The organism is Ruegeria sp. H8 (assembly GCF_056532905.1).
Genome location: NZ_JBQFNY010000001.1, coordinates 1079624 through 1100419, shown reverse-complemented (window position 1 = coordinate 1100419; position 20796 = coordinate 1079624). Strand labels below are relative to the sequence as shown.

The 20796-nt window shown below is 59.0% G+C and carries 22 protein-coding genes; 12 read left to right on the top strand and 10 right to left on the bottom strand.

Features of this window, described 5'->3' with window-relative positions; all coding sequences use genetic code 11:
- Positions 1-84: 84 nt before the first annotated feature.
- Entirely contained in the window at positions 85-1728 is a 1644-nt protein-coding gene (locus ACR0A2_RS05425) for a CTP synthase (protein WP_152457574.1), read from the bottom strand.
- A gap of 160 nt (positions 1729-1888) precedes the next feature.
- Positions 1889-2254 carry a preprotein translocase subunit SecG gene (gene secG, locus ACR0A2_RS05420; RefSeq protein ID WP_480834477.1) on the bottom strand — a complete coding sequence of 122 codons (366 nt, stop codon included), beginning with the start codon at positions 2252-2254 and terminating at the stop codon, positions 1889-1891.
- Positions 2255-2405: 151 nt separating this feature from the next.
- On the opposite strand from secG, the gene nthA reads away from it, so the two are divergent.
- From nthA to ACR0A2_RS05395, 5 genes are all read left to right on the top strand, one after another.
- Positions 2406-3020 carry a nitrile hydratase subunit alpha gene (gene nthA, locus ACR0A2_RS05415; protein ID WP_480834297.1) on the top strand — a complete coding sequence of 205 codons (615 nt, stop codon included), beginning with the start codon at positions 2406-2408 and terminating at the stop codon, positions 3018-3020.
- Complete coding sequence (nthB, locus tag ACR0A2_RS05410) at positions 3017-3694, top strand: nitrile hydratase subunit beta (RefSeq protein WP_480834295.1); 678 nt, start codon at positions 3017-3019, stop codon at positions 3692-3694. The genes nthA and nthB overlap by 4 nt, the downstream gene beginning before the upstream one ends.
- Entirely contained in the window at positions 3691-4020 is a 330-nt protein-coding gene (locus ACR0A2_RS05405; RefSeq protein ID WP_480834293.1) for a nitrile hydratase accessory protein, read from the top strand. Before nthB ends, ACR0A2_RS05405 begins: the two co-directional genes overlap by 4 nt.
- Before the next feature lie 224 nt (positions 4021-4244).
- On the top strand, positions 4245-5540 hold the full coding sequence (locus tag ACR0A2_RS05400) for an adenylosuccinate synthase (RefSeq protein WP_152457579.1): 1296 nt from the start codon (positions 4245-4247) through the stop codon (positions 5538-5540).
- Positions 5540-5776 carry a DUF2842 domain-containing protein gene (locus tag ACR0A2_RS05395; RefSeq protein WP_171228487.1) on the top strand — a complete coding sequence of 79 codons (237 nt, stop codon included), beginning with the start codon at positions 5540-5542 and terminating at the stop codon, positions 5774-5776. Before ACR0A2_RS05400 ends, ACR0A2_RS05395 begins: the two co-directional genes overlap by 1 nt.
- 149 nt (positions 5777-5925) lie before the next feature.
- On the opposite strand, the gene ACR0A2_RS05390 is transcribed toward ACR0A2_RS05395, so the two are convergent.
- The gene (locus ACR0A2_RS05390) at positions 5926-7626 is read right to left on the bottom strand and encodes a hypothetical protein (RefSeq protein ID WP_480834292.1); all 1701 of its coding nucleotides are present in this window, start codon (positions 7624-7626) and stop codon (positions 5926-5928) included.
- 123 nt (positions 7627-7749) lie between these two features.
- Between ACR0A2_RS05390 and ACR0A2_RS05385 the strand changes: the two genes are divergently transcribed.
- Complete coding sequence (locus tag ACR0A2_RS05385; protein ID WP_480834291.1) at positions 7750-8457, top strand: thiamine diphosphokinase; 708 nt, start codon at positions 7750-7752, stop codon at positions 8455-8457.
- Here the strand turns inward: ACR0A2_RS05385 and ACR0A2_RS05380 are convergent.
- Genes ACR0A2_RS05380 through ACR0A2_RS05365 form a run of 4 tightly spaced genes read right to left on the bottom strand, consistent with a single transcriptional unit; the run spans position 8402 to position 11878 of the window.
- The gene (locus ACR0A2_RS05380; RefSeq protein WP_480834290.1) at positions 8402-9316 is read right to left on the bottom strand and encodes a DMT family transporter; all 915 of its coding nucleotides are present in this window, start codon (positions 9314-9316) and stop codon (positions 8402-8404) included. The two genes, ACR0A2_RS05385 and ACR0A2_RS05380, sit on opposite strands and share 56 nt — an antisense overlap.
- Before the next feature lie 45 nt (positions 9317-9361).
- Positions 9362-9778 (bottom strand): GFA family protein, encoded by a 417-nt coding sequence (locus ACR0A2_RS05375; RefSeq protein ID WP_480834289.1) that lies wholly within the window; start codon positions 9776-9778, stop codon positions 9362-9364.
- 23 nt (positions 9779-9801) lie between these two features.
- On the bottom strand, positions 9802-11175 hold the full coding sequence (locus ACR0A2_RS05370) for an L-serine ammonia-lyase (protein ID WP_480834288.1): 1374 nt from the start codon (positions 11173-11175) through the stop codon (positions 9802-9804).
- A 1-nt stretch (position 11176) separates the two neighbouring features.
- Positions 11177-11878: a glutathione S-transferase family protein gene (locus ACR0A2_RS05365; RefSeq protein WP_480834286.1), complete on the bottom strand. Its 702-nt coding sequence runs from the start codon at positions 11876-11878 to the stop codon at positions 11177-11179.
- Between the two features lie 167 nt (positions 11879-12045).
- On the opposite strand from ACR0A2_RS05365, the gene rpiA reads away from it, so the two are divergent.
- The 6 genes from rpiA to ACR0A2_RS05335 all read left to right on the top strand — a co-directional run bounded on the left by rpiA (position 12046) and on the right by ACR0A2_RS05335 (position 18249).
- Entirely contained in the window at positions 12046-12834 is a 789-nt protein-coding gene (gene rpiA, locus ACR0A2_RS05360) for a ribose-5-phosphate isomerase RpiA (RefSeq protein WP_152457587.1), read from the top strand.
- 126 nt (positions 12835-12960) lie between these two features.
- Complete coding sequence (gor, locus tag ACR0A2_RS05355; protein ID WP_480834285.1) at positions 12961-14319, top strand: glutathione-disulfide reductase; 1359 nt, start codon at positions 12961-12963, stop codon at positions 14317-14319.
- Between the two features lie 72 nt (positions 14320-14391).
- Positions 14392-15534, top strand: coding sequence for an FtsH protease activity modulator HflK (gene hflK, locus ACR0A2_RS05350; protein ID WP_152457589.1), 1143 nt, complete (start codon positions 14392-14394; stop codon positions 15532-15534).
- Positions 15534-16430, top strand: coding sequence for a protease modulator HflC (gene hflC, locus ACR0A2_RS05345; protein ID WP_152457590.1), 897 nt, complete (start codon positions 15534-15536; stop codon positions 16428-16430). Before hflK ends, hflC begins: the two co-directional genes overlap by 1 nt.
- On the top strand, positions 16430-16624 hold the full coding sequence (locus ACR0A2_RS05340) for a DUF2065 domain-containing protein (RefSeq protein ID WP_480834283.1): 195 nt from the start codon (positions 16430-16432) through the stop codon (positions 16622-16624). The genes hflC and ACR0A2_RS05340 overlap by 1 nt, the downstream gene beginning before the upstream one ends.
- Positions 16625-16734: 110 nt before the next feature.
- Positions 16735-18249 carry a Do family serine endopeptidase gene (locus ACR0A2_RS05335; protein WP_480834282.1) on the top strand — a complete coding sequence of 505 codons (1515 nt, stop codon included), beginning with the start codon at positions 16735-16737 and terminating at the stop codon, positions 18247-18249.
- Positions 18250-18466: 217 nt separating this feature from the next.
- Here the strand turns inward: ACR0A2_RS05335 and ACR0A2_RS05330 are convergent, their stop codons facing one another.
- The 3 genes from ACR0A2_RS05330 to ACR0A2_RS05320 form a co-directional block, all read right to left on the bottom strand.
- The gene (locus ACR0A2_RS05330; RefSeq protein WP_171170683.1) at positions 18467-19135 is read right to left on the bottom strand and encodes a Crp/Fnr family transcriptional regulator; all 669 of its coding nucleotides are present in this window, start codon (positions 19133-19135) and stop codon (positions 18467-18469) included.
- A gap of 115 nt (positions 19136-19250) precedes the next feature.
- Positions 19251-19856 (bottom strand): inner membrane-spanning protein YciB, encoded by a 606-nt coding sequence (locus ACR0A2_RS05325; RefSeq protein WP_480834280.1) that lies wholly within the window; start codon positions 19854-19856, stop codon positions 19251-19253.
- 16 nt (positions 19857-19872) lie between these two features.
- Complete coding sequence (locus tag ACR0A2_RS05320) at positions 19873-20775, bottom strand: EamA family transporter (protein ID WP_480834279.1); 903 nt, start codon at positions 20773-20775, stop codon at positions 19873-19875.
- Positions 20776-20796 lie beyond the last annotated feature (21 nt).

Genomic DNA, 20796 nt, shown 5'->3' with positions numbered 1-20796 from the left:
GAAGCAGAAATTCTGCCTGTACATACAGTTAAGAGATCAGCCCGCACAAAACAACGCGGGGTGACAGTCCGACACAGCCCAGGGTCAGACCAGGCGCGAGGTGTCTTTCGCAGCGCGCACGAAATCGCGGAACAGGGGATGCGGGTCGAACGGCTTGGACTTCAGTTCCGGGTGGTACTGCACGCCGATGAACCACGGGTGATCCGACCATTCCACGATCTCCGGCAGGCGTCCGTCCGGCGACATGCCCGAGAAATTGAGCCCAGCCTTTTCAAGCTGCTCACGGTACTTGATATCCACTTCATAGCGGTGACGGTGGCGCTCTTCGATCTGTGTGCCGCCATAAACTTCAGCGACTTTCGATCCCTCTGCCAGCACCGCATTGTAAGCGCCCAGACGCATGGTGCCGCCCTTGTCGTCACCGACCTTGCGTTCGACCTTGTGATTGCCCTGCACCCATTCCTTCAGATGGTACACGACAGGTTCAAAACGTTTCTTCCCGGCTTCGTGGTCGAATTCTTCCGAACCAGCTTCCTTGATGCCAGCCGCATTTCGGGCGGCCTCGATCACGGCCATCTGCATCCCAAGGCAGATGCCCAAATAGGGGACTTTGTGCTCGCGCGCATATTGCGCGGCCTTGATTTTGCCCTCTGTGCCGCGTTCGCCAAAGCCTCCGGGGACGAGGATCGCGTGGAAACCTTCAAGATAGGGTGCGACGTCTTCGTTGTCGAACACCTCGGCGTCAACCCATTCGACCTTGACCTTGACCCGGTTGGCCATGCCGCCATGGGTCAGCGCCTCGGCAATCGATTTATAGGCGTCTTCAAGCTGCGTATACTTGCCTACGATGGCGACCTTCACTTCACCCTCGGCGTTGTGGATACGGTCGCTTACGTCTTCCCATTTTGCCAGATCAGGTTTGGGCGCAGGGCTGATCTGGAACGCGTCCAGAACGGCCTGATCCAGACCTTCGCGGTGATAGGCCAGCGGCGCGTCATAGATGGTGCTCAGGTCCTGCGCTGCGATCACACTGTCGGGGCGCACGTTGCAGAACAGGGCCAGTTTCTCGCGCTCTTTGGTCGGGATCGGCCCTTCCGAGCGGCAAACCAGAATATCGGGTGCCAGACCGATCGAGCGCAGTTCCTTCACCGAGTGCTGAGTCGGTTTGGTTTTCAGCTCGCCCGAGGCCTTGATATAAGGCAGCAGCGTCAGGTGCATGAAAATGCACTGCCCGCGCGGCTTGTCCTGACTGAACTGGCGGATCGCCTCGAAAAACGGCAGACCCTCGATATCGCCCACGGTGCCACCGATTTCGCACAGCATGAAATCAACCTCATCCTCGCCGATGGCGATGAAATCCTTGATCTCGTTGGTGACGTGCGGGATCACCTGAATGGTCTTGCCCAGATAATCTCCGCGGCGTTCCTTTTCGAGCACGTTGGAATAGATCCGCCCCGAACTGACCGAGTCGGTCTTGCGCGCGGCCACGCCGGTGAACCGTTCGTAATGGCCCAGGTCCAGGTCGGTTTCGGCCCCGTCATCGGTGACGAATACTTCGCCATGCTCAAACGGCGACATCGTCCCCGGATCGACGTTCAGATAGGGGTCCAGCTTGCGCAGCCGTACCGAGTATCCCCGGGCCTGCAACAAGGCGCCCAACGCCGCCGAAGCCAGTCCTTTGCCCAAGGACGAAACCACACCACCAGTGATGAAAATAAAACGCGCCATAGTTTTTCGGCTGCTCCCGTGAGACGTCATTATCAGCTGCCCGACGGTTTCGAAAAACCGCTGCATCACGGGACTTCACGTATAAAGGATTCGCGCCAAAAGCGCAAGAGAACCGCAAGATGCTGTTGCAGTCCTCTTCCAGGTTTCTAGGTTTTGTAGGTCAGTCGGCCTGCGGGATCAGCGGCGCGTTGTCGCCCTGTGCAGGCGGCAGAAGGTCATCCGCCGACGGAATTGCCGGAGTATTTTCTTCGCTTGAAGCCGGAGCCGGCACGCCCAAACGGTCGATCACCGAGCTGCCCGAATATTTCTGCGCCGCCAGAATGGTCAGCGTGATCGAGGTCACGATGAAGCAAGCGGCAAGGATCCAGGTCAGCTTGCCCAAAGCCGTCGCTGCTGCACGGCCTGTCATGGCTCCGCCACCACCGCCACCCATGCCAAGGCCACCGCCTTCGGACCGCTGCATCAGAACAACGGCAATCAAGCCTAGGGCCAAAAGAAGGTGGATGATGAGAACGACGTTTTCCATGGTGTTCCTGTACAGCGTGGCGTGTATCGCGTGGTATCTATGCAAGTTTGCCAGCGGGGGCAAGTCACGAGTTCGCATCACCGCACGTGATATGTCATATCACGTCAAAGGGACTGGACAGAACGCCGATGCGTGACGCAGGCTGCGGCCCATGCCTCATGACGACCACGACCACCCGCACGCCCTTTTGCCGCCCGAACCCGCGCTGCGCGTCAAAGCGCTGGAAACGATTCTGACCCGCAAGGGCCTGATCGACCCGGCGGCTCTGGACGAAATCATCGACACCTATCAGAACAAGATTGGCCCGCAGAACGGTGCGCGGGTGGTTGCCAAAGCCTGGCGCGACCCAGCTTTCAAGGCCGCTCTGCTGGAAGATGCCACCTCGATGGTCGCGGATCTTGGTTATTATGGTCGCCAGGGTGAACACATGGTTGTTGTCGAGAACACGCCAACCCGGCACAACATGGTCGTCTGCACCTTGTGCAGCTGCTATCCTTGGCCGTTGCTGGGTATCCCGCCGGGTTGGTACAAATCTGATGCCTACCGTGCCCGAGCGGTGCGTGAACCCCGCAAGGTACTGGCCGAATTCGGCCTCACCCTGCCTGAAGACACTTCGGTGCGGGTGTGGGATTCGACGGCCGAGGTTCGCTATCTCGTTCTGCCGATGCGTCCCGATGGAACTGATGGGATGGGTGAGGAGACGCTTGCCGCACTTGTGACACGTGACAGCATGATCGGCACGGGCCTGCCGAAGGCCCCTTCATGACCCGCGTTCACGATATGGGCGGCCGCTTTGGAGATGGTCCGATAAATCCCGAGGCCGAGGACGCGCCGGTTTTTGCCGAAGACTGGCACGCACGGGCGCTGGCGGTGACACTTGCATCCGGCTTTTTGGGGCAGTGGAATATCGACGTATCCCGCCACGCAAGGGAACGGTTGTCGCCAAAGGACTATGCCCGGTTTTCATACTACGAGAAATGGATTTCGGGCCTGGCTGACCTGTTGGTCGAACGCGGCGTTCTTTCTCTGGATGACCTGCGCAGCGGCGGAGAGGATGGGCCGCATCCGTTGGCAGAACGGATGCTCAAGGCGGACTCCGTGTCAGCCGCCCTGGCCAAAGGTGGACCAGCGGACAGACCTTCGAACGTGGCGGTGCAGTTTTCTGTCGGTCAACAGGTGGTCACGACCCGTCCGGCGGGAAATAGCATTGTGGATGGCGGGCACACACGCCTGCCGAATTATGCGTCCGGTGCCAGGGGTCGAATACTGCGCCTGCACGGAACCCATGTCCTGCCCGATTCCAATGCTCATGGGCTGGGCGAAGCGCCTGAACCGATTTATGCCGTGGTCTTCCCCGCTTCGGAACTTTGGACCAGCCCGGAGCATCCGGATGACGAAGTGGTACTGGATCTCTGGCAAAGTTATCTGGAGCCGGCATGAGCGGCTGCAACGAACATTCAGCCCCAGAGCCGGTGTTTGCCGAACCCTGGCACGCTCAGGTCTTTGCCGTCACCGTTGCCCTGAACGAGGCGGGGCGGTTCGATTGGTCCGATTGGGCGGCTCGGTTCTCGGACACGTTGAAGCGCCACGGGCTTGCGCGAGAGCTGGACGGCGGCGACGACTATTTCCGTGCATGGCTGGAAACGCTCGAGGGGTTGCTGGCCGAGCAGGGCGTCGCGCCGCCGCAGGAGGTAAAAGGGCTACATCAGTCCTGGGAAGAGGCTTATCTGACGACACCTCATGGGCAACCGGTGCATCTGTGTTGATGTCGGGCAGGGGGCTCTGCCCCCGCCGCCCGTTCCGTGCGGCTCCCCCGGGATATTTTCAGCCAGATGAAGCAGGGGATCCGCTTTTCATCTGGCCATAAATATCCCCGCCGGAGGCATCGCGCGTTTGCGCGATTTTCATCTGCGGCGAAATATCGGTTTCCCTGCCGTTTGCGCCCCGCTATACGAGCCGGGTTTGATAACTCAGCGCAAAAGGACCGGATATGGCCAACGTGGTTGTTGTCGGCGCCCAGTGGGGTGACGAAGGAAAAGGCAAGATCGTCGACTGGCTCAGCGAACGGGCGGACGTGATCGCGCGTTTTCAGGGCGGGCATAATGCCGGACATACGCTGGTGATTGATGGCGAAGTTTACAAGCTGCACGCTCTGCCGTCCGGTGTCGTGCGCGGCGGTAAGCTGAGCGTCATCGGCAACGGCGTGGTGTTGGACCCCTGGCATCTGGTCAAGGAAATCGCGACCATCCAGGCACAAGGTGTGGAAATCACCCCCGATACGCTGATGATTGCCGAGAACACCCCGTTGATCCTGCCGATCCACGGCGAGTTGGATCGTGCGCGCGAACAGGCGGCCAGCAAGGGAACCAAGATCGGCACTACAGGTCGTGGGATTGGACCCGCGTATGAAGACAAGGTCGGGCGCCGTTCCGTTCGCGTCGCGGATCTGGCGGATGAGGCCACGCTCGAGGCTCGGGTGGACCGTGCTTTGCAGCACCATGACCCGCTGCGCAAGGGTCTGGGAATCGAGCCGGTCGACCGCGACGCGCTGATCGCCCAATTGAAAGAGATCGCGCAAGAGATTCTGCCATTTGCTGCGCCTGTGTGGAAAGTGCTGAACGAAAAGCGCAAAGCGGGTAAACGCATCCTGTTCGAAGGGGCGCAAGGCGCTCTGCTTGACATCGATTTCGGCACCTATCCATTCGTGACCTCGTCCAACGTGATCGCAGGTCAGGCCGCGACCGGGGTGGGGATTGGACCGGGATCGATCGACTTTGTGCTGGGGATTGTCAAAGCCTACACCACCCGTGTCGGCGAAGGCCCATTCCCGACAGAACTTGAGGATGCGGATGGTCAGCGCCTTGGGGAACGCGGGCATGAGTTCGGAACAACGACAGGTCGCAAGCGCCGCTGTGGCTGGTTTGATGCGTGCCTGGTCCGTCAGACCTGCGCGACCAGTGGCGTGAACGGGATCTCTCTGACAAAACTGGACGTTCTGGATGGGTTCGAAACCCTGAAGATCTGCACAGGCTATGAACTGGACGGCGAGCGCCTCGACTATCTGCCGACTGCCGCAGAACAACAGGCGCGCTGCACCCCGATCTACGAAGAAATGCCGGGCTGGAGCGAATCCACTGAAGGCGCGCGCAGCTGGGCCGATCTGCCCGCCAACGCAATCAAGTATGTGCGCCGGGTGGAAGAGCTGATCGAATGCCCTGTGGCCCTTTTGTCCACCAGCCCGGAGCGGGACGACACCATTCTGGTGACCGACCCGTTTGCAGATTGATGAACAAAGAGCAGAAAACAGGTCTGAGCTATAAGGCGCGCCGGCGCTGGTCGTTGGTTATTCTTGTGATCGGCCTGCCACTTTACATTGTGGCGGTGGTGACGGTTCTGAACTGGCTGGAGCGCCCCCCGATATGGGTGGAACTTCTGGTCTATATCGTTCTGGGCATTCTTTGGGCCCTGCCGTTCAAGTTCGTTTTTCGCGGCGTTGGCAAAGAGGACCCGGATCAATCCTGAGCCGGGCCATTGCTCGGACCAAGGCGGCTGGTCGGGCCCAGTACAATGGGCAACGCTGAGTCTTGTTTAACAACGGGCGTTTGTCTCTGGACGTGCCATAGCAAAAGGGCCGGGGTTCACCCGGCCCTTTTCGTCAATTGGCGCGGCAGTCAGCCTACTGCGCGCTCATCATCAGGACGGAAGCCGATCAGGTCAGAGGCCGCAAAACGGCCGCCACCGGCTTTTTCGATTTTTCCATCGCGCAGCAGCTGTCCGAAGGAACGCAGGCTTTCTTCGCGATTGAACTCATCTTGCTTCAAAGAACGGACTTTGTTCATCAGTTGGGGGCGCGAGAATTGTTGCTGTCCTTCGATGAAAGACAGGTAGGCCGCCGCCGCTTCAAGCAGGTCCTGGAGCGACTGTGCACCCTGATCCTGTGCGAATTGCGCAAAACCGCCTTCTTCCGACCCGGTTTCTTCCACCTGAGTGGTCACGCGACGCGGCATCACGGGGCCATTGGATTCGCTTTGATCGTCCACGCGCTGCTCAGCAACCAGCTTCAACGGAGCCGGAGCATCTGCTTCCGGGCGTATGCTGGTCACGTTAACTTCGGGGCGGCGCGGGCTGACCGCTGACGCAAGATCAACGCGATACTCATCAACAGGCGAGGTTTTCGGGGCCGGTTGGTCATCACGGTCGGCCTCGGTCGCGGCAACGGCGGTGCGAAGGTGCGAATAGGTTTCTCGCGCGTCGCTGCTGGAGGGATCCTCCATATGTTCACCGGTTTTGGCCATCAGTCGCGAGATATCCTGATCAGGATCGGCGTCATCCGTCAGTTTTTGGCTTGAACGGCCTGCCATGTCTTTTTCGATTTCGGAAATCTCGGACAGCAGCTGAATTTCGTCCTCTTCCGACAATACTCCTTGCGCCTGATCGTCTTGCGGCTCGTCATCTGCTTCATCTTCGGATTCGATCGCCACGTCTTCGACGTTGAGGATGTTTGGAACATCTTCTTCGTCGATTTCCTCGTCGGTATCCTCTTCCAGATCCGAGAACAGGGGCTCAGCAGGAAGCTGCGCGTCGTCCGTTGCGACCTCGATTTCTTCATCCCGCAGGTGGTCGGGGGTCAGCTGCACCTGCTGTTCGGAATCGTTCTCGATATTCGGCGCGGCGGATTCGAAGGCCTGGTTTTCCGATACTGCCGGCGCGTCGTCTTGTACGTCTTCGGCGTCAAGCGCTTGCAGATCCTCGATTTCTGCGGCCTCGGGCTCAGCAGGTTCAGCAAAGTCATCCGCATTGAGAGCACCTGCTTCGAACGCGGCGGCCACGGCGTCCACCGGGGGGGCGGTGTTGGCCAGCAGCGAAGATTCCTCGTCTTCGGAATAGGCAGTGGGGGGGACGTCCGAATGAGAAACAACGGCCCGGATGCGTTGCAGTTTTGCGGCAATGCTGTCGGCCGGCGGAGATGTGGTGGCGTCGACGGCCTCCGCGTCTGTGAACGCGGTCTGCCCCGGGCTTGCTTGGGTATATTCGGGAGGGGGGGTGGTCATGGCATCTGCATTTTGCGCATGCGGGCCCGTTGCGTCAGAAGCGACCGGTGCCGGGGCTTCAGTATTTGGAGCGGCACGCAGCAGAAGCCCGGATTCGTTTTGGCTGGCTTCGACGCGTTGCGATGCGTCGCGGCGTGCGATACGGGTCAGCATTTCGGCGTCTGGTTGTGGAGGCTCTGAGCCGAAGTAACGATCATCTGCAGCAAGATCGCGGAAATATTCGGCAATGGCTTTCATCGTTTCAAAGGAATCGTCGAATCCTTCCAAAGTGCAGGAGAAGGTTCCATATGAAACGGTCAATACCTTGTTATTCTGTACCATCAGACGCACGTCCTTTACAAACTACGAGAGCCCACTTACCCGGAATCGGGAGCACACGAAGGCTCTGAACTTTATGCATGAACCTATCATTTTGTGGTCTTAATGTGTCCAAATCCGGGAAAAATGGCCAATCTTTGGAAAAATGAACCAATTGTACGCTCTGCCGATCCAATCGGGTTGTTTGGGGGTGGTTTTGTTGGTTCCGAGGACCTGAATTTGGTGCTGAACCGCGTCACTTCTGTCGTTGCAGCGGATAGTGGAGCGGCAGTCCTGACAGAATCAGGCCGGATTCCGGATGCGGTCATCGGGGACTTCGATTCGCTGGACAAAGCAACGAAAGCCAATATCCCGTCTGACCGGCTTTTTGCCATTCGTGAACAGGACAGCACCGATTTCGACAAGGCCTTGCGTAATGTGCAGGCTCCACTGGTTTTGGGGGCCGGTTTTCTGGGCGGACGGCTTGATCATCAGCTTGCCGTTCTGAACGTGTTGGTCAAACGTCAGGAACAGGCCTGCATTCTGCTGGGCGCGCATGAGGTGGTGTTTCACGCGCCTCGCCAAATCCGGCTGCCGGTTTTGCCGGGGGATGTGGTGTCGCTGTTTCCAATGCGCCCTGTGACGGGGCGCAGCACCGGGCTGGAATGGCCCATCGACGGCCTGCGGTTGCAGCCGGACAACCGGGTGGGTACCTCCAATCGCGCACTGTCGGATGTTGAATTGCAGATGGATGGGCCCGGCCTGTTGGTGATGGTTCCCCGCGCCGCACTCGATCCGCTTATGCAGGTGTTTCTGTCGGGGCAGAGCGAGCGGTGGCCCGTTCGCGAAGAATAACGTACAAACCGGCGGCGACCGTGATCATGATCCCAACCGCCGCCAGCCCGTCCGGCAGGTCGCTGAAGATGGCCCAGCCAATCAGGGTCGCCACAGGGATTTCCAGGTATTGCATCGGGGCCAGCGTGGCCGAAGGTGCATAGCGCAGCGACCATGTCATCAGCAGATGTGCGACAGTTCCCAAAACTCCTATCGCGATCAGCAGCCAAAACATGTCGGGGGCGGGCAAGGCGGCTGACAGGTTCCAGATACCAAGCGATGTTCCGATCACAAGGACAGGAACCAGCCCCAGAGTGGCCATGACACCAGACACCGCCTGCAAGGAAATTGGATCAGTTTCTTTTGCGATTTGCCGCGTGACCAGCATGAAAAGGGCAAAGACCACGGCAACGATCAACGGCAGCAGGGCAGGTAAGCCCACCTCGGCAAAGCTGGGCTGGATGACCAGAAGTGTGCCGATGAAACCGACGATGCAGGCCACCAGACGCCGCGCGCCGACCTCTTCGCCCAGAACGTATCTGCCCAGCAGCAACATGATGAACGGCATGACAAAGGCAATGGCGACGGCGTCAGCCAGGGGCAGGAACTGCAACGCACTGAACATCGCGGTTATGCCGATGATGTGCAGCAGCGTTCGGATGACTGTCAGGCGCAGGATACGCCCGTGCATCCGCCAGGGCCGGCCTGTCATCACCACCAGCGGGATGAGAATTAGCGCTTGCACCGCGAACCGGGCTGCAACCAGCAAACCCAACGGTGTCGTTTCGCCCAACAGCTTTGCCATCGCATCCCCCAAGGGTGCAAGCACGCAAAAACCGAGCATCAAGAAGATGCCCAAGACGGGACGATCCTGAGTCATGTGCGCGACGCTATCTGCTTCGCGGCGCAGTGGAAAGGTCGAATGTCAGACGTCGGGCAGGGGTTGAACCTTTGTGTAATCCGGCCCGGTGCAGGTGGGCAGGTTGTCATCCAGATGCAGCCAGCTCAGCCTTTCCTCATGAGTCACGTGCAATGTGGGCTGCATTGCTTCGGGGTTCTCCAAAGTGGCGACGTATAGATGCAGCACATCCGACATTTTGGCCGAGCGGAACGAGATTGGCGTGCCGCAATCCGGGCAAAAGCTGCGCTCGACTCCGGGCGAAGAGTTGAAGCGTTTCGGCTCTTCCCCGATCCAGCGCCACTGACCGTCACGAACCGCGAAATAGGTTGTCATCGGCGCGGCGCATTGGCGTCGGCAGCTGTCGCAATGACAGGTGACGCACGACAGGGCAGGAGGGTCGATTTCGTACTTGATGCTGCCGCACAGGCAATGTCCACGCATATCGACCCCCATTTGTTGCGATCTCAGCAGTTTGGCACGTTCACGGCCAATCCACCAAGCGAGGTTTCCTTGTATTTTTCGTGCATGTCATGACCGGTCTGACGCATCGTCTCGATCACCGCATCCAGCGGCACGAAATGCTCGCCATCCCCGCGAAGGGACAAAGACGCGGCGGACACAGCCTTGATGGCCCCCAGCCCGTTGCGTTCGATACAGGGCACCTGAACCAGCCCGGCGACGGGATCGCAGGTCATGCCCAGATGATGCTCCAACGCGATCTCGGCGGCGTTTTCAACCTGTTCGGGCGTACCGCCCATCACGGCGCAGAGCCCCGCCGCGGCCATGGCTGATGCGCTGCCGACCTCGGCCTGACACCCCGCTTCGGCCCCCGAGATGGACGCATTGTATTTGACCAGCCCGCCAATCGCGGCCGCGGTCAGAAGGAAATCTTCGATATGGCTCTCCGAGGCACCAGGAACGTGGTCCAGGTAATAGCGCAGCACCGCAGGAAGAACGCCCGCCGCCCCATTGGTCGGTGCCGTTACGACTTGCCCACCGGCGGCGTTTTCTTCGTTGACCGCCATGGCGTAGACACTCATCCAGTCGTTGATCGTATGCGGCGCGGTCAGGTTCATGCCGCGTTCGGCCATCAGCGCGTCATAGATACCCTTTGCCCTGCGTCGCACTTTCAGCCCGCCGGGCAGAATGCCGTCGGTCGTCAAACCGCGTTCGATACAGGCATTCATGACGTCCCACAGACGGGCGCATCCTTTGGCGAAACTGTCGGCGCAGCCGCGCGCAATCTCATTGGCGCGCTTCATCTCGGCGATGGTTTTGCCGCTGGATTTGGCCATCTCCAGCATTTCAGCCGCGGACTTGAACGGGAACGGCACCGGTGCGCCTTCATCCGTTGCCTTGCCTTCGGCCAGTTCTTCTTCGGTCAGGACAAAACCGCCACCGATGGAATAGAAAACCTGGCGCAGGATCACGTCCCCCTGCGCGTCCGTAGCCATCAGGATCATCCCGTTGGCGTGTCCCGGCAGGTTGGTGTCATAGTCGAAAATCAGGTCTGTTTTGGGATCGAACTGAAGCGTCGGCAGGCCGTTGGGGGTAACCGTGTGCCTCTTGGCGATATCCGCCAATGCGGCCTCGGCCTTGTCGTTGTCATAGGTGTCCGGAACGAAGCCGGCCAGGCCCAGTATGGTCGCCCGGTCGGTCGCATGGCCGACGCCGGTAAAGGCGAGCGAGCCATGCAGCGAGCCCTTCAGACCCGCAAATTCAAAGGGTGAAGCACGCATCATATCCAGAAAGCGCGCCGCCGCCACCATGGGGCCCATGGTGTGCGAGGAGGACGGGCCGATGCCCACTTTGAACATATCGAAGACAGAGAGGAACATGTCAGGTAGCTGAGCCTTCTAAGGGGTTGGCGTAAATAGGAGAGGTGTAGGGTGCGGGGCCCAGACCCTCGGCCGCGATGGCCGTGTGGGTGGCGGGGCGTGTCTCGAGCTGTGCCAGGATGGTTTGCAGGGCCGGGGTGTCAGCCAGCGCATACCAGCTGCGATCTGCATCGGCCGGATACAAGGCCATCCAACGCATCATGCAGGCGACATAATAGGTCAAAACCGATGGGCATTCCGCGCAGAACCAGGCTGGCGCGCGTTTTGCCAGCGCATCCAGTAGTTGCAGGTGCTGCTTCAAACGGGGGCGGATGCCTGCGCGCAGGGTATCAGCCTGTGGTGGGGTGATGTATTTCTCGGCATAGAACATAATGCGCAGATCGGCGTGCAGCGTGTTGGACGCAAAGAACAGCCATTTCAAAAACTCGGCGCGTTCGGGGGCCTCTGTTGCCGGGGCCAGTTGCCCGTGGCGCTCGGACAGCCACAGCAGGATTGCCGCCGTTTCAAATATCGGCCCTTGCGGAGTTTCAAGCACCGGGATCAGCCCGTTGGGGTTCAATGCCCTGTACGCCGCGCTGTCCTGTTCGTTGCGACGGCGATCGACCAGCACAGTTTCATAAGGTGCCTCCATTTCTTCCAGCACCAGCCGGATCACCAGCGAGGCGTTGTCAGGGGCGTAGTGCAGGCGGTATCGGGTCAACATGCGGGCAATCTATATGACAAAGATGAGAGCGTAAGACATGATTGCGACGTTTCCGATAGGAAACGCGCAGTCTTCAGGCATCTTTACGCTTGCCGAACCGCAAATTGTGGTCGCAGTCGCGCGGCGCATTCCCTATAACTCCGGCAGGCCAAACTGGGAAAGCTGCCATGACCGGAGAACTGTCGCCCATCGACACCGCAAAATACGTGGCCGCATGTCGTGCCGCCGAGATGGTCGAGGACGGCATGCGCGTGGGTCTTGGAACGGGATCCACTGCGGCCTGGCTGGTCCGTCGTTTGGGCGAACGGGTGCAAGACGAAGGTCTGCGGATCAAGGGCGTTCCCACCTCCACCCGCACCGCGCAGCTGGCACGCGAAGTCGGGATCGAAGTCATTTCTCTGGATCAGGCCGGGTGGCTGGACATGACCATCGACGGCGCGGATGAATTCGACCCTGACCTGAACCTGATCAAAGGCGGCGGCGGCGCGCATTTGCAGGAAAAGATCGTTGCCACGGCCAGCGATCAGATGATCGTCATCGCAGATGCCGGGAAAGAGGTGGAAACGCTGGGTGCTTTCCCCTTGCCGGTCGAGGTTGTTCCATTTGGCTGGCAAACCACGCGAACACTGATCGAAGAAGCGCTGGACGCGATGGATGTACTTGGGACCTCGTCGGCGCTGCGTATGAATGGCGCGGCCCCGTTCGTGACGGATGAGGGCAACCACATTCTGGACCTGCACCTGCAACGCATCGGCAATCCCCGTCAGATGGCCCTGATCCTCAACCAGGTTCCCGGCGTGGTGGAAAACGGCCTGTTCATCGATATCTGTGACAAGGTTATCATCGGCCACGGCGACGGGCGGGTCGAACTGCGGGATATCAACGCGGGCACCCTGGAACTGGATCAGCTGCTGAGCGGATCCCGGGAAAACCTGTTTTCCGACCAAACGGACTGAGTTTTATGCAAGCCAATCGGACAAGCGTCGGCAAAAGATCAAAAATTCCACGCCCGGGGGTTGGCACCGGGGTTTTCGCGCCCAGATATCCAGAGGATTTTTGCAAGTTGAACGAAGGAACCCGGCATGAGCTTTGACTATGATCTTTTTGTGATCGGCGGAGGCTCGGGCGGGGTCCGGGCGGCACGCGTGGCGGCGGGTGAAGCCGGTGCAAAGGTCGCGCTGGCTGAAGAAGACCGCTATGGCGGCACCTGCGTGATCCGGGGCTGCGTGCCAAAGAAACTGATGGTCTTTGCCAGTGAATACTCGGGCATGATCGAAGATGCGCAAGCTTATGGTTGGGATGTTCAGCCCGGCGCGTTTGACTGGGACATGTTTCACGGCAAACTGGTTGCAGAACTGGACCGGTTGGAAGGGATTTATCGCAGCATCCTGAAAAACAACGGCGTTGAAAGCTTTGATCAGCGGGCGCGCCTGGTGGATGCGCACACGGTCGAGCTGGCCAATGGCACCCGCAAAACCGCCAAACACATCTTGATTGCAACAGGCGGTCGACCGGTGGTGCCGGATTTCCCGGGATCGGATCTTGCGATCACGTCGAATGAGATTTTCCATCTGGACAAGCTGCCCGAAAGCATTCTGATCGTCGGCGGTGGCTATATCGCTAGCGAATTTGCCGGGATCATGAACGGTCTGGGTGTCAAGACCACGCAATTCTATCGCGGTGCGCAGATCCTGCGTGGCTTTGATGAAGAAGCGCGTGGGCTGATCTGCGAAGAGATGCGCCAGAACAGCATCGATGTCCGTCTGGGCACCAATGTGTTGGAAATGACCAAAGATGGCGACCAGATCCGCGTCAAGGCGACGGACGGCACCGAGGATCGTTTCGATGTTGTCATGTACGCCACCGGCCGGGCACCGAATGCCGATAACCTCGGGCTGGAAGACCTGGGCGTTGAACGTGGGCGCAAGGGCGAGATCGTCGTGGATGAATACAGCCAGACCGCGGTTCCGTCGATCTATGCCATTGGCGATGTGACCGACCGGGTCAACCTGACACCCGTGGCCATTCGTGAGGGTATGGCTTTTGTGGAAACCGTCTTCAAAGGCAACCCGACACCAGTAGATCACGCGCTGATCCCAACCGCTATTTTCACGCAACCGGAATTCGGCACAGTCGGCCTGAGCGAGGAAGAAGCCTCAGCCCAGGAACCGATCGATGTGTATGCCACTTCATTCAAACCGATGCAGAAGGCGTTTGCCGGTGGCACGCAACGGGTTCTGATGAAACTGATCGTGTCTCAGGCCACGCGCAAGGTACTGGGTTGCCATATTGTCGCCCCCGGAGCAGGAGAGATGATCCAGCTGGCCGGAATTGCCGTAAAGATGGGCGCGACAAAGGAAGATTTCGATCGCACGGTTGCAGTACATCCCGTTATGGCGGAAGAACTGGTGACAATGCGGCAACCTGTACGCTCCGCTTGATTTGCAAGCGCGCGCACACAAGTTACAAGTGTGCCCGTGATCACACGGGCCTAAACGAAGGAAATGATACATATGGCGGGCAACAGCGGTGGCCCCTGGGGGGGCGGAGGCTCTTCAGGAGGTGGAGGAAATCGGGGTAACAACGGGGACGGGCGACGCCCACCCGAAGGCGAAGGCCCGCAGATTCCCGAGATCGACGAGCTGATGAAAAAAGGCCAGGAGCAGCTGCGCGTCCTGATGGGCGGTCGCGGCGGCGGTGGCCGTGGTGGCAGCGGTGGTCAGGGCGGTGGAGGCCCGGCCTTTACTAAAGGTACAGTTGCGATTGGTCTGGTGGCGGCTGCCGTTTTGTGGGGGCTGGCCAGCTTTTATACTGTAAAACCGGAAGAACAGTCAGTTGAGCTGTTTCTGGGTGAGTTTTCTGCGGTTGGCAATCCGGGTCTGAACTTCGCGCCATGGCCGTTTGTCACTGCCGAGGTGATTCCGGTCACCCGCGAACAGACCGAAGATATGGGCGGAGCCCGGGGCAGCGACGATGGCCTCATGCTGACCGGCGACGAAAACGTGGTCGATATCGATTACCAGGTCGTCTGGAATATCAACGACCCGGCCAAGTTCCTGTTCAATCTGCGTGATCCGCGTCAGACGATCCGCGCCGTGTCGGAATCGGCGATGCGTGAGATTATCGCGCAGAGCGAGCTGGCACCAATCCTGAACCGGGATCGCGGCATCATTGCCGAGCGCCTGCAGGAACTGATCCAGACGACGATGGACAGCTACGATTCGGGTGTGAACATCATCCGCGTGAACTTTGACAAGGCCGACCCGCCGCAGGACGTGATCGCCGCCTTCCGCGATGTTCAGGCCGCCGCGCAGGAGCGTGACCGCTTGCAGAACGTGGCGGACGCCTACGCCAACCGGGTTTTGGCTGAGGCGCGCGGTGAAGCTGCCCAGGTACTCGAAGAAGCCGAAGCCTACCGCGCACAACAGATCAACAGCGCCATGGGTGAGGCGAGCCGTTTCAGTGCGGTTCTGGAAGAATATTCCAAAGCGCCTGATGTGACCCGCAAACGTCTGTACCTGGAGCGGATGGAGCAGGTTCTGGGTGATGTCGACAAAATCATTTTGGATGAAAACTCGACAGGTTCGGGGCAGGGCGTCGTGCCTTACCTGCCGCTGAACGAACTGCGCCGCAATTCCGGACAGGAGAGCAACTGATGCGTAAAGCGACCTTTATTCTGCCGATCGTTTTCATCGCGATTGTTGGTGTACTGTCCTCGATCTTTATCGTGGATGAACGTGAGCGCGCGTTGGTTCTGCAATTCGGCCGCGTTGTTGCGGTCAAGGAAGAGCCGGGTCTGGCGTTCAAGATCCCGCTGATTCAGGAAGTTGTCCGCTATGACGACCGGATCCTGTCCATCGACGTTCAGCCGTTGGAGGTTACGCCTCTGGATGATCGCCGACTGGTGGTTGATGCCTTCGCCCGCTATCGGATTTCTGATCTGGAACAGTTCCGTCAGGCCGTTGGTGTGGGTGGTATTCCGGTCGCCGAAGACCGTCTGGATCGTATCCTGCGCGCTGAAACCCGCGAAGTACTGGGTTCGGTCTCCTCGCGTGACATCCTCAGTTCAGACCGTGCCGCGCTGATGCTGCGCATCCGCAACAGCGCGATTGCCGAAGCGCGGGCGCTGGGCGTCAACGTGATCGACGTGCGCCTGAAGGCAACCGACCTGCCGCAGGCGAACCTCGAGGCAACATTCGACCGGATGAAGGCTGAACGTGAACGTGAGGCGACCGACGAGCGCGCACGCGGTAACGAAGCTGCACAACGTGTTCGCGCTCAGGCAGACCGTACCGTGGTCGAACTGGTCTCGGATGCCCGTCGGGAAGCGGAAATCATCCGCGGTGAAGCTGACGCCGAACGCAACGCGATCTTTGCCGAAGCGTATGGTGCAGACCCGGAGTTCTTCGAGTTCTACCGTTCGCTGACCGCGTATGAAAATGCGCTGCAAGGTGGTAATAGCTCATTGATCCTGAGCCCGGATTCCGAGTTTTTCAACTACCTCGCTTCGCCAACCGGACGGCGAGCACCGGCGGCTGCGGCGTCTGAATAATGGGTATGATCCTTCTGGCTTTCGGGCTGGTACTGATTGTCGAGGGGCTGGCCTATGCGCTGGCCCCTTCGCTTATCGAGCGGATGCTTGAAGCCTTGCGGGACATGCCAGAGCAAGCCCGGCGCATGGTCGGATTGCTATGCGTGATCAGCGGTTTGGTCCTGCTTTGGGGCGCGCAACAATTGGGATTTTGACGCTGTGGTTTCACTTGCTGGTGATTTCGCTGCGATCCCGAGTTGCTCGTGGGGGCAAACTGACTACATTGGTTTGTAAGAAAGGCCGAGAACAAGCGGTCTTGGCGTGAATGTCGACAAGGAGAGCTCAAGTGCAGGCGAAAGCGCGCAGTGTATCCGTCCGGTGGGACGAAGTGAGTGTTTGGATGCGGCTGATGTGGCTGGCTTTTGCAGGTTCACTGCTGTTGCTGGCGCAATCGGTTGCAGCGCAGGCCAAAAGTGAAAGTCTGGCACCGCTGGCCGAGGAAATCAGCCCGGCAGTAGTGAACATTACCACCAGCACTTTGATCGAAGGCCAAACTGGACCGCAAGGTATTGTTCCTGAAGGCTCTCCGTTCGAGGATTTCTTTCGCGAGTTTCAGGATCGCAACGGTGACAACGGTGACAACGCGCCGCGCAGAAGCAACGCGCTGGGATCTGGTTTCGTGATCTCGGAAGATGGCTTTATCGTCACAAATAACCATGTGATCGCCGAAGCCGATGAGATACTTGTGGAATTCTTCCCCGGCGATGGGCAACCCAAGAAAGAGCTGGTGGCCAAGGTTATCGGAACGGATGAGAAAACCGATATCGCGCTGCTCAAGGTCGAGGCTTCGGGCCCACTGAAATACGTGAAATTCGGCGACAGCGACGTAGCGCGTGTGGGTGACTGGGTTATCGCCATGGGCAACCCGCTTGGGCAAGGCTTTTCGGTATCGGCGGGCATCGTTTCAGCCCGCAACCGAGCGCTGAGCGGAACCTATGACGATTACATTCAAACGGACGCGGCGATCAACCGGGGCAACTCGGGCGGGCCGCTGTTCAACATGGACGGCGAAGTGATCGGTGTGAACACCGCAATCCTGTCGCCCAACGGCGGTTCGATCGGCATCGGTTTCTCGATGGCGTCGAATGTTGTCGTGAAGGTCGTGGATCAATTGCGCAAATATGGCGAGACCCGCCGCGGGTGGTTGGGCGTCCGTATTCAGGACGTAACCGAGGACATGGCCGAGGCCATGGGCCTGGAAAAGCCGGGCGGGGCGCTGATCAGCGATGTACCGGACGGCCCCGCCAAGGAAGCTGGGTTGAAGGCGGGTGACGTGATCCTCAGCTTTGATGGCGTCGAGGTGGAAGACACGCGAGGTCTGGTGCGTCAGGTCGGTGAAGCAGAAGTTGGCAAGTCGGTCAGAGTGGTCGTGCACCGCGACGGCGGAACCCAGACCGTACTTGTGACACTAGGGCGTCGGGAAGATGCGGAACGCGCTGACACTGGCGAGGAGGAACCGCAGGAAGCTCCGATTGAAGAGAACGCGGATATTCTGGGCCTGACGATTTCCCCCCTGACCGATACGCTGCGTGCAGATTTGGGTCTGGATGATGATGCAGACGGCCTTGTGATTACGGATGTCGATGAAGCATCTGAGGCGTATGCCAAGGGAATGCGGGCAGGTGACGTGATCACCGAAGCAGGCCAGCAAAAGGTGGAAACCATCGGAGATCTCGAAGCCCGTATGGAAGAATCGCGCGAAGCTGGTCGCAAATCTCTGCTGCTGTTGGTGCGCAGGGGCGGCGATCCGCGTTTTGTGGCGCTGAGCCTTGAGAACTGATTGAACAGGCCGGGAGAACTACCCGGCCTTTTTTTGCGGGCCAGACCGGGTATCACCGCCACGCAAAAAAATGAGCCATACGCAGTGATTGCGTATGGCTCAGATACAGGGAGAGGTCAGTGGACAGATATCGGGGATGATTCTCTGACCTCCTACGGTAACAATCTCACGTTAGGTCAAAGCGTATTCGATGGTCTGTGAACCAGATCACACCGGATCAAATAAGATCTGAATCAGCCAATTCTCGCAGGGCTTCAAAGTCCTGGATCAGCAAACCACCTCGAGAGGCTTCGACCATGTTGTCGCGTTTCCAGATCGAGATGGTTTTGGATACTGCCTCGCGTGTGGCACCGACAAATTCGGCCAGTTCGCTCTGCGACAGGGTGATGCGCGCGGCCGGGTCGTCCTGCAAACTGGACAGGTGCAGCAGCTTGCGGGCCAGCCGAATAGGCATGGGCAGAAAGACCTGCTCGTTCAATTGCAATCCCATCCATCGCATCCGCAATCCGGCCAGACGGATCATATCCACGGCAAGGTCTGGCTGTTGTCTGATCTGGTTCATAACGTCGTTGCGGCGCACACGCAGTACACGCGACTTTTCGGCCGCCGCAATGGTGGCCGTACGCGGACCATTGTCGAACAACGCGATTTCACCGAAGACTTCGCCGGGGCGCATCAAGGTAAGTGTCAGTTTGCGGCCGCTCATTGCCAGAAAGGAAACCTCTAACGTGCCTTCCAAAATGGCATAGAGAGAGTCGCCCTCGTCACCTTGTTCAAAAAGTATTTCACCTTGGGACAGAGATATTTCGGTCGCCTGCGCCGAAAGCATTTCTCTGAGCCCGTCGGAAGCTTCGGCAAGGAAGCCGCTGGTGGGAAAGGCCGTCATGTATGCACCGATCTTGGGCAGGGTATGAGAGTGGGTGGTGGCACAACTTCCCATAGCTGGGCGCTCAAGCCAAGAATTTTGTTTGTTTTGGCAGGTCTGGCGGGTGTAAAGGCCGCTATTTCTGCTCGGGATCGTCCATATAGCGTTGCAGAATGCTGAACTGAAGCATCAGGAAGGCCATCAGCGCGATGGGAAAGCCGAAAGTCTCGATCTTGACCCACAGATCCGTCGACATGGTGCGCCAGACGAATTCGTTTGCGGCGGCCAGAACGGCGAAACAAGCACACAGACGGCGCGTGAGTATCATCCAGCCTTCGTGTTTCATCGGCAGCATTTCGTCCAGAACATAGGCCAGGTAGGATTTCTTTTGCACCAGACCGATGCCGAGGATCAGGGCAAACAGACCATAGACAAGTGTGGTTTTCATCTTGAAGAACCGCTCGTCGTTGAACCAGGCTGTGAGACCGCCGAAGAAAATCACCATGATGGCCGTGAAGATCTGCATCCGGCTGAGTTTGCCGGTCAAATACCATAGGATACCCATTGCCCCCAGCATCAGGGGGACAAAGATAATCGTGGCGATAATGAAGCCGGAATACTCGATGCCGCCGATCAGAAAGCTGTCGTCGCGCAGGCGCAGGTAGATGAAGAAGAAGGCCAGCGGGGGGCCAAGTTCCAGAACCTGTTTCAGAAACGGGTTGATGTCTTTTTTGCCTGTCATCTGTACTTCCTGCTGCTTATCCGCCCATTTCAACTATTACGGCGCCAAGTGCAATCAATGCCATCAGGGCAATGCGTCTTGGGCCAACCGTTTCCTTTAGCACAAGCCAGCCGATCAGCGCAGCGAAGACTGTTGAGGTTTCGCGCAGAACGGCTGCTTCACCGACTTTGTCCAGCCGGGTGGCCAGCATGATCGCCCCGAAGGACAAAGGGGCGATGATACCGCCAGCGAGGCCGCGCAGCATCAGCGGACCAAGCGCAGGTCTGTGCGCCATCGCGCGCCACCTGAGAAATGCGTATATCGGCATGGCCGCGCCGTCGATCATGAAGAACCAGGCCAGAAAGGTGAACGGATCGGCGGTGGCGCGAATGCCATAGGCGTCATAGGTGGTGTACAGGGCCACAAACAGGCCAGTGATGATCGCCAGTGTCAGCGCGATGCCCAGCGTATCCCTGTTGGTTTCCAGGAACCTGAAGTTGTAGGCAGCCAACCCGAATATCCCCGCCAGCAAGGTGGCCACGCCCAGCCATTGAACGGCCGAGAATGTTTCGCCGAACAGAAGATAGGCACCGATGACCGTGAACAGCGGGCCCGTCCCGCGCACCACCGGATAGACGACGGTGTAAGAGCCTTTGGTATATGCCATGGCTTGCAGTGTCTTGTAGGCGATGTGGATCAGCCAGACGAGCGCGAAGATCGGCCACATATGAGGTTCGGGCCAGGGCACCACGAAAAAGGCGAAGGGGGCGGCCATGAGGCAATAGCAGGCGTCGATCGCGCCGCGGGACAGCCACGGGTCATGCCTGCCTTTTTGCAATGCCCCAAAGACGGCGTGCAGGAACGCCGCCATCAAAGCCAGCGCCAATGCCAGCTGGTGTCCGGCTTCGGTGCCTTCGAGAGAGATCAGCCAGTCGCTCAAATACGCGGACCTTTTGCGGAG